10 protein-coding genes and 1 pseudogene are annotated in these 12,601 nt (G+C 67.3%); 4 read left to right on the top strand and 7 right to left on the bottom strand.

What is annotated here, in order from left to right:
* Positions 1–66: 66 nt before the first annotated feature.
* The gene (locus ABD907_RS15355) at positions 67–819 is read right to left on the bottom strand and encodes a helix-turn-helix domain-containing protein (RefSeq protein ID WP_486334113.1); all 753 of its coding nucleotides are present in this window, start codon (positions 817–819) and stop codon (positions 67–69) included.
* Positions 820–962: 143 nt separating this feature from the next.
* Between ABD907_RS15355 and ABD907_RS15360 the strand changes: the two genes are divergently transcribed.
* The gene (locus ABD907_RS15360) at positions 963–1,316 is read left to right on the top strand and encodes a nuclear transport factor 2 family protein (RefSeq protein WP_345217146.1); all 354 of its coding nucleotides are present in this window, start codon (positions 963–965) and stop codon (positions 1,314–1,316) included.
* The gene (locus ABD907_RS15365) at positions 1,313–1,669 is read left to right on the top strand and encodes a DUF1330 domain-containing protein (RefSeq protein WP_345217147.1); all 357 of its coding nucleotides are present in this window, start codon (positions 1,313–1,315) and stop codon (positions 1,667–1,669) included. The genes ABD907_RS15360 and ABD907_RS15365 overlap by 4 nt, the downstream gene beginning before the upstream one ends.
* Before the next feature lie 138 nt (positions 1,670–1,807).
* On the opposite strand, the pseudogene ABD907_RS15370 reads toward ABD907_RS15365, so the two are convergent.
* The 5 genes and pseudogenes from ABD907_RS15370 to ABD907_RS15390 all read right to left on the bottom strand — a co-directional run bounded on the left by ABD907_RS15370 (position 1,808) and on the right by ABD907_RS15390 (position 7,220).
* A pseudogene (locus ABD907_RS15370) lies at positions 1,808–2,968 on the bottom strand (extracellular solute-binding protein).
* A 24-nt stretch (positions 2,969–2,992) separates the two neighbouring features.
* Positions 2,993–3,127, bottom strand: a complete 135-nt coding sequence (locus ABD907_RS15375) for a hypothetical protein (RefSeq protein WP_345217148.1) — start codon at positions 3,125–3,127, stop codon at positions 2,993–2,995.
* A gap of 49 nt (positions 3,128–3,176) precedes the next feature.
* Positions 3,177–4,067 carry a carbohydrate ABC transporter permease gene (locus ABD907_RS15380; protein ID WP_345217149.1) on the bottom strand — a complete coding sequence of 297 codons (891 nt, stop codon included), beginning with the start codon at positions 4,065–4,067 and terminating at the stop codon, positions 3,177–3,179.
* Entirely contained in the window at positions 4,064–4,957 is an 894-nt protein-coding gene (locus ABD907_RS15385; RefSeq protein WP_345217150.1) for a carbohydrate ABC transporter permease, read from the bottom strand. The genes ABD907_RS15380 and ABD907_RS15385 overlap by 4 nt, the downstream gene beginning before the upstream one ends.
* A gap of 73 nt (positions 4,958–5,030) precedes the next feature.
* Complete coding sequence (locus ABD907_RS15390) at positions 5,031–7,220, bottom strand: alpha/beta hydrolase-fold protein (RefSeq protein ID WP_345217151.1); 2,190 nt, start codon at positions 7,218–7,220, stop codon at positions 5,031–5,033.
* Positions 7,221–7,624: 404 nt separating this feature from the next.
* Between ABD907_RS15390 and ABD907_RS15395 the strand changes: the two genes are divergently transcribed.
* Both ABD907_RS15395 and ABD907_RS15400 read left to right on the top strand, forming a co-directional pair.
* Positions 7,625–8,680, top strand: coding sequence for a LacI family DNA-binding transcriptional regulator (locus tag ABD907_RS15395; RefSeq protein ID WP_345217296.1), 1,056 nt, complete (start codon positions 7,625–7,627; stop codon positions 8,678–8,680).
* Positions 8,681–8,714: 34 nt separating this feature from the next.
* The gene (locus ABD907_RS15400) at positions 8,715–10,718 is read left to right on the top strand and encodes an alpha-glucuronidase (protein WP_345217152.1); all 2,004 of its coding nucleotides are present in this window, start codon (positions 8,715–8,717) and stop codon (positions 10,716–10,718) included.
* 91 nt (positions 10,719–10,809) lie between these two features.
* On the opposite strand, the gene ABD907_RS15405 is transcribed toward ABD907_RS15400, so the two are convergent.
* Positions 10,810–12,498, bottom strand: coding sequence for a metallophosphoesterase family protein (locus tag ABD907_RS15405; protein ID WP_345217153.1), 1,689 nt, complete (start codon positions 12,496–12,498; stop codon positions 10,810–10,812).
* Between the last annotated feature and the right edge of the window lie 103 nt (positions 12,499–12,601).

Raw genomic sequence — 12,601 nt, forward strand, 5'->3', positions numbered from 1 at the left:
CGGGTGGACCGGGGCCAGACTACGGGCCCGCACCGACGTCGTCGGCAGCTCTCCACAGCCACGCGATCACTCGGCGGAGAACAGCCGCCGGGTCGCCGCGTCAGCCGGCAGGAATGTCTCCAGCTGGAGCCCCTCGAGGGCGACGTCGGTCGCCGTGGTGAGCTGCGCTGAGGTGCTGAAGAAGCGCAACGACGCACCACCGACGTCGAGCTCGAGGGTCAGTACCGGTCCCGGGTCCGTGGCACGGTCCGGCGTCGTCCCGATGTGGCGGGCCGCCTCGGCGGCCAGCCGCTGGTGCCGAGGGTCCTGGGTCCGGTCCGCCCGGTGGACCACCTGACGGTGCAGGTGGGTCGCCCACTGATCGAGGTTCCGGATCCGGGGGGCAAGTCCACGAGGGCTGAGACAGATCCGCACGACGTTCACCGGGGGCTCGAGCAGTTCAGGGGCGCAGCCGTCGAGAAGGCGATCGACAGCGACGTTCGAATCGACGATGTCCCAATGGGTGTCGAGCAGGAGCGCCGGGTAGGGCAGGTGTGCGTCGAGGAGCCCTCGCAGGCCCTCCATCACCACGGCGATCGAGCTGTCGTCGAGGTGGTGATCGGGGTAGCGCGGCGCGTACCCGCCCGCGAGCAGGAGGCGGTTCCGGTCCCGTAGCGGCACGTCTAGATGCTCGGCCAGGTGCAAGATCATCGTCGCCGTCGGACGTGCCTTGCCCGTCTCCACTCGGCTCAGGTGGCGGGCGCTCACCAGCGAACGGTTCGACAGCTCCTGCTGGCTGAACCGGCGGTGCATCCGCCACGTCCGCAACGTGCTGCCGATCTCCGGGGCTCCCGTGGTCAGGCTCACGAGGCGAGCCTAGGTGGCGCTCGACGGGCGTCCATGACCTCGGAGGTCATGGACACTCGTCCGTCCGCGGCCGGACGCTGACCACGTCAACCCGCAGACGAGTGAGAGGACGAGCGATGAACGACATCGTGGACCGGTACGTGGCGACGTGGAACTCCACGAGCCGAGAAGAACGCGACGGGCAGCTGGCCGAGCACTGGTCGTCCGACGTCACGTACGTCGATCCCCTGGCCGATGTCCGCGGCCACGCGGAGCTCAGCGAACTGATCGACGGCGTCCGGGAGCAGTTCCCGACATTCACCTTCTCGCCACTTGGTGAGGTCGACGCTCACCACCAGCAGGCGCGGTTTCGCTGGGCTCTCGGACCGGCCGACGGGGAGCCACTCGTTGTCGGGTTCGACGTGATCGTCCTCGACGACGACGGTCGCATCCGAGACGTACGCGGGTTCCTGGACAAGGTGCCCGCGTGACGGCGGCAACGACCCAACGGCGCGCCTATGTGGTCGGTTACCTGGAGGACGTCGCGATGGGTCCGGAGATCGTGGCCTACATGGCGCGGATCGAGTCCACGTTCGAACCGTTCGGCGGCGAATGGGTGGTGCACGGGACGACGCCGCAGGTGGTCGAGGGCGTGCTCCGCGGTGACGTCGTCATCATCGGCTTCCCGAGTCTCGCCGAGGCCAGGGCCTGGTACGAGTCGTCGGCCTACCAGTCGATCCTCGAGCTGCGTACCAGGAACTGCCGCTCGATCGTCATGATGCTCGAAGGCGTACCCGCGGGATACGAGGCTGCCGAGACGATCGCGAGTCTGCCGGTCGGATGAGCGCGGACGTGGGCTGCGTGGCGAGAAGGACCGGAGGATCCGCCACCGGGCAGTCCTAGTTCTGCTCGAGCGCCAGACTGCGACCGGCAAAATGAGACGGGCGACGGCGCGTACGCCGTCGCCCGTCTCCGTGTTCAGCTACTGGCCGAGCTGGTTCTCCAGCTGGCTCTGCGCATCGTTCAGTGCCTGCTTCGCGGGCACCCCGTTCTCGATGACCTCGTTCAGGGTCACCGTCGTGAAGACGGTGTCCACATCAGGCCAGGCCGGGTTCGTGAACCCTTCGAAGTGCCCGATGTCACCCTTGACCTCGTTCAGTACGTCGAAGAGGTTTGTCTGGAAGTACTGGTTGAACTTGTTGTCCTCGGCGTGGGTGACCTCCTGGTCTTCCCACACGGACATGTTGACGGGATCGAAGCCGAGTACCTCCCACACCGCGACGTTCGCCTCCGGTGAGAGCTTTGCGAAGGCGAGCCAATCGGCGGCGAGCTCCCTGTCGGGCGAGTTGCCCAGGACGGCCGTACCCGTGCCGCCGCCTCCGATCGTGGCGACCTCGCCTCCCTCCATGGTCGGGGCAGGAGCGATCGCGATGTCACCTTCCAGGTCGGACATGTAGTCCACGAAACGGGAGGTGTACCAGGCCGGGTACACGATCGCTGCGTAGTCGCCGTTGTTGATCGCGCCGTAGGCCTCCTCCGCGTCCGGGCTTCCGCCCGGGATCGTCGACGTCGCCCCGGCCTCGTGCATCTCCTGCTGCAGCTAGAGCGCCTCCACGGCCCCCGGGCTGTTCACGGCGACGTTGCCCTCCTCGTCGAACATGTTCCCGCCGAGCTGGCTGACCATCAGCGGTTCCATGAAGTTCACGCCGGTGCTCGCGACGCCGAACGCCTTGCCGGTCTCGTCGTGATACTTCACGCCGGCTTCCTGGAAGTCCTGCCAGGTCTCGATCGTCGTGTAGTCGATGCCAGCCTCGTCGAGGAGCGTGCTGTTGTAGAACGCGACGAAGGCACCGACGTGGGTCGGGTACCCGTAGATCGTGCCGTTGCGGCTGTAGAGGTCGAGCCTCGCCTGAACGATGTCGTCGATGTACGGCGAGGCGGCCCCGGTCAGGTCGGCGAGAGGTGGATTCGACCCCTGGACGAAGTTCGAGAACTGGTTCACCTCGATGTCGACCACGTCGGGGAGCCCAGATCCCGAGTTGACGCCGAGCTGCAGCTTGTTGTGCATGTCGTCGTACGGGTAGACCGTCACCTCCAGATCGATGGGCCGGTCGGGGTTCTCCTCGTTCCACCGTTCGGCCATCTGTTCGTAGTAGGTGGCGTGCAGCTAGGCGAACACCCACATGTCGAGAGCCGTCCGCCCGTCCTCGCCGGGCCCGCCCTCGTCGTTGCCGCCGCCGCCTCCGCTGCTGCACGCCGCCAGGAGCGCACCCGCAGCGGCCAGAGCCGTGAGTGATCTCATCTTTCGCAGTCTGTTCATCATCTCTCTCCGATCGGTTTCGTCACGTCCATCAGCCCTTGAGCGCCCCCGCTGTCATTCCCGAGATAAAGAATCGCTGGAACGCCAGGTAGAGGATCAAGATGGGTATTACAGAGAAGAAGGCGCCGATGATCAGCAGCTCGTAGTTGTTGCCGTACGGCGTCAAGAGCGTGTTCAGGCCGATCGGGAGAGTGAACTTCTCCGGCGAACGCAGCACGAGCAGCGGCCACAAGAAGTTGTTCCAGATGATCATCCCGTTGAGGATCGCCATGGCGGCGATGGCGGGTTTCGAGATCGGCAGCACCAGCTTGAAGAAGATGCCGAACTCCGTCACGCCGTCGACGCGCCCCGCCTCCAGCAGCTCTTTCGGTATCCCGAGGAAGTATTGACGGAAGAAAAAGATCGTCACGGCCGCCGCCAGGAACGGCACCACGATCACCGCATAGTTGTCGGCGAGTCCGAAGTCGTTCACCATGACGTATAGCGGCAGCATCATGATCTCGAAGGGCACGGTCATGAGGATGAGTACCGCGACGAACGCCGCGTTCTTCCCTTTGAACTCGTACATCGCGAACCCGTATGCCACGAAGGAGCTCACCAGAAGGGTGCCCGCCACCTGCACCACCGTGAGCCACAACGAGTTCAGGAACCAGCGAAAGTATGGTCCTGAGTCCGTGAAGAGCATGACGTAGTTGTCGAGCGAGAGGGAACTGATGTCGATATCGAAGCTGATGCCGCGCCGAATCACCTCGTTGCCGTCCTGGAACGTCCCGACGAATATCGCGACGAGCGGGATCAGGACCACGATGGTGAGTGCCACCAGGAATGCACCCTGTATGAACCCGTACAGGCCTCGCGGGATTTCGTGCTTCTCCCTCGGCACCTTTTCGTGCTTCTCCAGCCGTACGCTGCGCCGGCTCATCGATCCGCTTCCTTCCTGAACGTTCCGGAAAGCGTGAGGTTCGTGAGGTTGATCGCCATGATGACGATGAGGAGAACGACGCCGACGGCGGACGCGAATCCAAGGTCGTTCTGCTCGATCCCCTGGCGGTACAGATATCCGAAAACCGTGAGCCCCTGGTTGTTGGGCGAGTTGTTGCCCGCGTACAGCATGAAACTCTCGAGGAACATCGCGAGGCCGCCGTAGATGCTGATCGTCAGGACGTACACGAGAGTGGGCTTGAGGTTCGGGATGGTGATCCGGAAGAACTGCTGCACCTTGTTGGCGCCGTCGATCGAGGCGGCTTCGTAGTACTCGGTCGGGATCGATTGCATGCCCGCGAGGAAGTACAGGATGTTGACGCCGGTGTAGCGCCACATGGCAAGGGCGAGCAGTGCCACCAGGCCGGGGATGTCCTCCCTGAGCCATCGGACCGGATCCAGACCGAAGATCCCGAGGACCTGGTTGACGAGGCCCGATTCCGTCTGCGAGAACATGAGCCGGAAGATGATGCCGGCGACGACCACCGACGTGAGCGCCGGGACAAACATCTTGAAGAAGGACTTGATCCGCGCGCTGCCGATCTTCGAGTTGATCACGGCGGCAAGGATCATCGGTATGGGGATCAGCAGTAGCAGCGTGAAGACCATGTACCTGATGCTGTTGTACAGGGCGTGCCAGAAGACTTGGTCATTCCACAGCCGCTCGTAGTTCGCTGCACCGATGAAGGTCGCCTCGCCGTACAGCACCTCCTGCGTGCTCATGATGAATGCCCTGACGAGGGGCACGGACCAGAAGGCCACGAGCGTGATCAAGAACGGGGCGATGAAGAAGTAGGGCGCCAGCCGCTGCGAATACAACAGTTTCTTCAACTCGGGTCAAACCTTCCTGAGCGAGTGACGGGCCACGTCCGGGCGGCGCCACGCACGGCGCCGCCCGGATCGACTACCGGAACAGCCGTGGCGCGAAATCGATCAGCGCGTGCTGCCACGTGTCCCATCCGTGCGGCCCCTCGAACCAGCCGTCGAACTCGTAGTCGACGCCGAGACGGTCGAACGTTGCCAAGGTGCTTCTGACGAGGTCGTACGTGAAGTCCGTGCGGTTGCCGTTGTAGACGCGCAGCAAGGTGGTGCCCTCGTTGATCGCCTCGACGTCCAGCGACGGTGCGTCCCCGAAGAAGCCCGCTGAGAAGGCGCCGATGTAGGCAAACTCGCCCGGCTCGTCGGCGAGGACCTGCATGGTCTGGAATCCGCCCATCGACAGGCCCGCAAGAGCGCGTTCCTGCGGCTCGGAACTGACGTTGAGCTGGCGCTCGGCGGCGGGGACGATGTTGTTCAGGAGTTCGGCGGTGAAGTCGTCGACATTGCCGTTGCCCATCACGACGACCATCGGTTCAAGGTTGCCGTCGAGGAAGTGGTTGTCGAGGATGTTCTTGGCCTGCCCCATCTCGGTCCAGTCGGTGTAGCTTTGGCCACCGCCGTGCTGCAGGTAGAACACCGGATAGGGCTCATCGCGGTCGGCGTCGTAGCCGGGTGGCGTCCAGACGAGTGCGGTCCGCTGCTCGCCCGCGACGTCGCTCTGGTACGACATGTCCTGCACTTCGCCGCCCTGCCCCTCGGCGGCGGGCGAGACCAGTCGGGCGCTCTCGCCGGGAACGAGGAACTGGCTCCATGTCGGCTCGCTCGTCACGCTGGTCGGGTTCCCGGTGTCCTTCGTCGGCTCCATGTCGACGATGAGGCGGTAGTGGTACCAGCCCGGCTCGAGCGGACCGACGGTGCCCCGCCAGCGATCGCCCGCCTTGGAGAGCTCCACACGGGTCCACAGGTGGCTGGCTCCCCAGTTCGCCCACACGGTCACGTGCTCGGCGTCGGCGAACTGGGTCGAGGTCTCGAACGTGACGTACCCGTCCTCGCTCACCCACGGCGTCGGGGTCGTCCCGGAGGGCGGGGTCTCGAAGGCTGACTCGATCGCCAGGTGTCCCGGGCTCATCCCCTCGAACGGCGGCTCCTGGAACAGTCGCTGCGCGAAGTCGATCAGGTTCTCCTGCCACGCGTCCCAGTTGTGGCCGGCATCCGGGTTCGCCCCGTCGAACTCGTACTCGACCCCGGCCTCATCCAGGGCGCTCATCGCGTGAAACACGTCGTTGTACGCGATGTCGGTGGGGTTTCCGACGTACATGCGGAACAGCTTGGTGCTCTCGTTGATGTCCTCGACCGGCAGATCGTCCAGCTGGCCGAAGCGACCGGCTCCGAAGGTGCCGACGTACGCGTAGTCGCCGGGACGGTCCGCCAGCACCTCGAACGCGTGCCCGCCACCCATCGACAGTCCTGCCAGCGCGCGCTGTTCCGGATCGCGACTGATGTTGAAGTTTCGCTGTGCCGCACGGGCGATGTGGCGTCGCAGCTCGTCGGGGAAGCTGTCCACGTTGCCGTTGCCCATCACCACGACCATGGGCTGGATCTTGCCGGCGGCGTACAGGTTGTCGAAGATCTGCGCGGCGCGGCCGACCTCGACCCAGTCCCGGTAGCTCTGCGCGCCGCCGTGCTGCAGGTGCAGCACCGGGTACGGTTCGCGCCGGTCCTCGTCGTAGTCCGGCGGTGTCCACGCCAGGGCCGTTCGTTCTTCGTGCGCGACGGAGCTCCGGTACGTGAACGTCTGGAGGTCACCCCGGTCGCTCTCGGGGGCGTCGGCCAGCAGCTCCGCGCCTTCGCCCTCGATGAAGAAGGTGCTCCACTCGGGCTCGGACGAGACGCTCGTCGGATTGGTCGGGTCCTTGACCGTGAAGTGGTCGTCCGCGGTGACCTGGTAGTAGTACAGGCCCGGCTCCAGCGGCCCGAGCGTGCCGGTTGCCGTGTCGCCACTGATCGAGAGACCGAACTCGGCCCAGTTCGCCGACGGGCCGAAGTTTCCCTCCGCCACGACCTGGTTGACGTCCCTCCCGAAGGCCTCCTCGACGTGATCGACGGGTATCTCGAACGTCGCGAAGCCGTCCTCGACCGTCAGCCACGGCTCCGTGGCTTGGACGGGCGGCGCCGCCACACCGAGACCGGCGACCGCCACCACCGCGCCCGTCCCCACGGACGCGATCGCACGGCGCCATGACGCTGTCGGCACTTCCTGCTGAACCTCAACCACCTTGAGTCCCTTCGTTGGGATGACCCGTCACTCGGCTGCCTCACCGCACGCCCGTGTGCGCCGGGACAGCTGACGAGCTTGGCCTACTGGCGATACCACGATGTATGCTTGTGACCTGGGGCTTTACAACGTCGTATGCTTTCGGTCAGTATCTTGCTCGTGCGGCGCAGTGATGTCAAGGGCGCCGACGCGCCACTGGAGGCCGGCTCGGCGGGCGACTACGCGCGCCGCGAAAGGACCGTTCCGATGTGCCGATGTAGACTTTCGTCTCGGAATCCCCGGGAATCAGAACGGTCACGCAGTCCGCTGCTGCGGCCGGCGGGCGCCGCCCTTCACGCGCTTCACGCGGGGTGGCCAGGCCGGTCACGCGGCACGAACGGGAACGCGGGGATGGTCAGTTGAGTGTGACAATGCGGGACGTCGCCGTGGTGGCGCGCGTGTCGATCAAGACGGTCTCCAACGTCGTCAACAACCACCCGCACGTGCACCCGACAACACGCTCGCGGGTGGAGAAGGCGATCACCGAGCTGGGTTACCGGCCCAACTTCTCGGCACGTGGACTTCGATCGGGCCGCACCGGGGTCATCGGGTTGGCGGTCCCCGAGCTGCGCCAGAACTACTTCGCCGAACTTGCGGATGCGGTGATCGCAGCGGCCGAGAAGCGCAGCCTGAGCGTGATCGTCGGCCAGGCCGGCCGTGACCGGCAGCACGAGATCAACGTCCTCGCCAACGGGCTGCGGCAGACGGACGGTCTCCTCTTCAGCCCCGAGAGGCTCGGCACGGAAGACTCCGCGATGTTGGACGACATCGATTATCCGCTCGTGCTGCTGGGCGAGCGCATCTTCGGTGGCCCCACCGACCACGTGACGATGGACAACATCACCGCGGCACGGGCGGCGGTTCAGCATCTCGCCGAGAAGGGACGGACGAGGATCGCTGTGCTGGGCGCACATCCCGATCGCCGGGAGGGGCAGCTGCGTGCCGCGGACCTTCGCGTCAGGGGATACCGCGAGGGCCTAGCGCTGGCTGAGCTCCCGCATGACCGCCAGCTCGAACGTGCGGTGGCGCCGTGGCACCAGGAGGACGGCGCCAGGGCCACCAACGAGCTGCTGGAGTCCGGGGTCGAGTTCGATGCCATCTTCGCCCTGAACGACACGCTGGCACTCGGCGCCCTCAGAGCCCTCGGCAGATCTGGCCGCCATATTCCGGACGACGTGGCCGTCATCGGCTTCGACAACATCACGGACGGGCGCTTCACGTTGCCGTCGCTCTCCACCGTCGACGCGGGCCGGGACGAGATCGCCGAGACAGCTGTCGCCATGCTCGTGGAACGCATCGATTGGGGTTCCGGGGTACGACGCCCGCCCCGGTTGCACAAGGCGCACTTCGACATCATCGAGCGCGAGTCCACCGGCGGAGCACCGGCTCGGCCGATTGACTTGGGGGCCGGCGCCAAATAAGTTCCACGGGCAAACAAATCCCTGTGGAGATGCGATGTCGCCCCTGCCCCAGCACGCCGACCATGCCTGGCTGCGCCCTGATGCCGGAACGGAGCTGGGGTCGCGCGCGGTCGCCCTGGACGCTGCCGGAGGGCTCGCCGAGACCGTCCGCGCCGAGCTCGAGACCCTGACCGCCCGCCACGGCGGCTCGATCGTCGAACCGGCGGATGCCGCCGTCGTCCTGACGACGGCGGAGCGTGCCGAGGTCTCCGCCGACCTCGGCGCACTGCCCGGCGAGGGCTTCGCCCTCGTGCACGGCGGCGGTCGGCTCACCGTCGTCGGCAGCAGCGACCGTGGGTTGCTCTACGGGTACCACCACGTCCGCCGGGCCGGTTCGGGCGTCCTCGACGCGGCCGACGGAACGGAGACCCACGCCCCCACGCAGCCGATCCGGATGCTCGACCACTGGGACAACGTCGCCGTGCACCCCGGCATGGGGCAGGTGGAGCGCGGCTACGCCGGCGGTTCCCTCTTCTACGACAACGGGCGGCTGCGCCCGAACCTGTCCCGCGTCGAGCACTACGCCCGCCTGCTCGCGTCGGTCGGCATCAACCGGGTCGCGCTGAACAACGTCAACGTCCACGCCCTCGAGGCGAGGCTGCTGACGGACGGGATCGGCGACGTCGTCCGGCTCGCGGAGGTCTTCCGGCCCCAGGGCATCGCCGTCTACCTGTCCGTGTCCTTCAACTCCCCCGTGGTGCTCGGCGGCCTGCCGACGGCGGACCCGCTCGACGAGTCGGTGCGGGCCTGGTGGGCCGGCGCCGTCGACCGCGTCTACGACGCCATCCCGGACTTCGGCGGCTTCGTCGTCAAGGCCGACTCCGAGGGCCAGCCCGGCCCCTTCGGGTACGGCCGCTCGCATGCCGACGGCGCCAACATGCTCGCCAAGCCGCTCGCCCGGCACGGCGGCGACGTGTTCTGGCGGGCGTTCGTCTACAACCACCGCCAGGATTGGCGCGACCGCTCGACCGACCGCGCCCGCGCCGCCTACGACCATTTCGCCCCGCTGGACGGCACCTTCGACGACAACGTGGTCCTGCAGGTCAAGCACGGCCCGATGGACTTCCAAGTGCGCGAGCCCGTTTCTCCCGTGATCGGCGCCATGCCGACCACCCGGCTCGCCCTCGAGCTGCAGGTCACCCAGGAGTACACGGGCCAGCAGCAGCACGTCTGCTACCTCGCGCCGCTGTGGTCGCAGGTCCTGGACTTCCCCTTCGGGGACGACGGCGCACCCACCGTCGGCGACATCGTCTCCGGTTCCGACGACGCGCCGTCCGGCGGTGTGGTGGCCGTCTCGAACGTGGGCGGCGACGAGCACTGGACCGGGCACCCGTTCGCCCAGGCGAACCTCTACGCCCTGGGCCGACTCGCGTGGGACCCGACGCTCGACGCCGCCACCATCCTCGATGAGTGGCTGGCCGAGACGTACGACGACGAGGCGGTCCGCGAGGCGGTGCGGTCGATCATGACCGGTTCCTGGCAGACCTACGAGCGGTACACCGCGCCGCTCGGCGTGGGGTGGATGGTCCGGCCCGGGCGCCACTACGGCCCGGACGTCGACGGCTACGAGTACACGCCGTGGGGCACGTACCACTTCGCCGACCGCGACGGCATCGGCGTGGATCGGACCGTCGCGACCGGAACCGGTTATGCGGGCATGTACCCCGAGCCGTGGGCGTGCCGTTTCGAGCGTCCGGAGACCACCCCCGACGAGCTGCTGCTGTTCTTCCACCACGTGCCGTACACGCACCGGCTGCACAGCGGCACGACGGTCATCCAGCACATCTACGACACCCACTTCGAGGGCGTCGAGCAGGTGGAACGGATGGTGGCGACCTGGGAGTCGGTCCGCGACCGGGCGCCGCAGGCGGTGGTCGAGCGCGTGCAGCGGCGGCTCGAGGAGCAGCTGCGGTCCGCCGTCGAGTGGCGCGATCAGATCAACACGTACTTCTACCGCAAGTCCGGCATCCCGGACGAGCAGGGCCGCACGATCCACTGAGCCACCCGCCCGCCGAGAGCAGCCTTCTGCACCGAAGACAGCCGTTCGAACAGCTGCTCTTGGTGCGTTCGGCTGCTCTCGGCGGGGACGGTCAACCGCGGGGGCTGTGCACGTACGGGTTCGGGATCGTCACCTCGCGGACGACGTCGTTCACCGTGTTGGTGGGCTGGTCGCCGGTGACGACTCCGAAGTCGCGGCCCGTGACCACCATGCGGTCGCGGTAGACGTCAACCGTCAGGCCCCGGTTGATGTCGCGGGTGACGATCTCGCTGATGCCGTCGGTGTGCTCGCCCCGGGCGTCCCACTCGACCTGGACGGCGCCGGTGTTCACGGCCCAGAAGCCGTCCGGGTGCCCGCCGTCGGTGCGGCGCTGGACGGCCCAGTCGCCGAGCTCGAACGGGTAGTGGGTGTGCCCGGTGAGGATCACGGCGTTCGGGTGGTCGCCGAGGATCTGGGTGAGCTCGTCGTTGTACTGGTAGTGGTCGCTGTACCAGGGGATCCAGGACGCCGAGACCGTGTCGCCGAGCGGGAAGTGCGAGATCACGAGGACCTGCTTGCGCTGCTGCGTCCAATGGTCCAACCGGTCGCCGAACCACTCGATCTGCTCGCGGCTCATGGGCACCTCGGGCGGGCGGGCCTCCTCCTGGCCGAGCACGAGGACGGGCACGTCGACGCCGTCACCCTCGAGGACGTACTCGCCCCAGACCTTGTCGCGACCGGCGAAGTCGAGGAAGCGGTCGCGCAGGACCGGCCAGGGCTCGCCGGTGTAGCTCTCGTGGTTGCCGATCGCCGTGACGAGCTGCTCGGGCAGGACCCCGGCCGCAGCCGTCATGACGTCGTCGATCTCCTGCCACTGCGCCGGTGTGCCGGAGGCGACCTGGTCACCGACGGTGAGCAGACCGGCTGCGTCCGGGCGCACGGCGGCGAGGTCCCGCAGCGCGTGGCCGAGGTCGTCGGGGTCGCCCTGGATGTCGCTGACGACCCAGGCGGAGGTGGCTCCGCCGCGCGGCTCGTCGAGCGCCTCGTGGACGGCGACGGAGTCGATCGCCCAGTACCAGCTGTTGGCGGTGGACTCGAAGTGCCAGCGGAACGTCGCGCTGCGCGTGCCGTTCGGGATCTCGACGGCGAGGTTCTCGGAGGCGTTGATGTGTGCGCCGTCGTAGTTGTCGGTGACGGTGCCGCTGTCGTAGCGGAGCAGCTCGGTCTCCTGGCCGCTGCCGTCGAGCTCTACGGTGACGGTCGCGCTCTGGCCCTCCCAGCCGCGGTAGTGGCTGTCGAAGGTCAGGGCGACCTCGTGACGGCCGCGCACGTCCACCGGCGCGGAGACCAGCGTGCTGTCGAAGCGCTCGGGCGCGTCCGGCGCGTCGGCGAACTCGTCCGAGTCGGCGACGGCGATGACGTCGTGCGCCCGGGCGAACCGGCCGCGCATCTGATCCTCGGCATCGGTCCAGAAGTCGCGGGTGGTGAAGCTCCAGCCCTCCCACTCCTGGATGCCGCCCTCGGCCATCTGCGTGCCGTTCTCGACCGACCAGTCCTCCGGCGCCTCGTGGGTGAAGCCGGTGGTGCCGGCCTCGATGCCGGGCTCCTCGGCACGCGGCTGCAGGCGATCGGCGAGGTCGTCGAAGCTCTGGCGATAGAGCACGCCGTCGGTGGGGCGGCCATTGCCGCCGGCGTGGCTCGGCTCAGCGGTCGCGGTGGTGGCGAGCAGGCAGGTGGCGAGCAGGGAGCCGGCGGCGCCGGCGACCATCGCGCGGCGGGCTCGTCGGGGCAGGACGGACACGGTGGGCCTCTCGTCGGTTCGCGGGTGCGGCGCTGACGCTAGGGAGGACAGGTGAAGTCCCGGCGACCTCCGGCAGGACCTGCAGGTGAACAGTCCCGTCCGG

The sequence above is a fragment of the Georgenia halophila genome (assembly GCF_039541595.1).

Bases quoted from the DNA above. Each gene is read 5' to 3' on its own strand.
- ABD907_RS15360 (WP_345217146.1), top strand. From the start codon at position 963: ATGAACGACATCGTGGACCGGTACGTGGCGACGTGGAACTCCACGAGC.
- ABD907_RS15375 (WP_345217148.1), bottom strand. From the start codon at position 3,127: ATGAGATCACTCACGGCTCTGGCCGCTGCGGGTGCGCTCCTGGCGGCG.
- ABD907_RS15380 (WP_345217149.1), bottom strand. From the start codon at position 4,067: ATGAGCCGGCGCAGCGTACGGCTGGAGAAGCACGAAAAGGTGCCGAGG.
- ABD907_RS15400 (WP_345217152.1), top strand. From the start codon at position 8,715: ATGTCGCCCCTGCCCCAGCACGCCGACCATGCCTGGCTGCGCCCTGAT.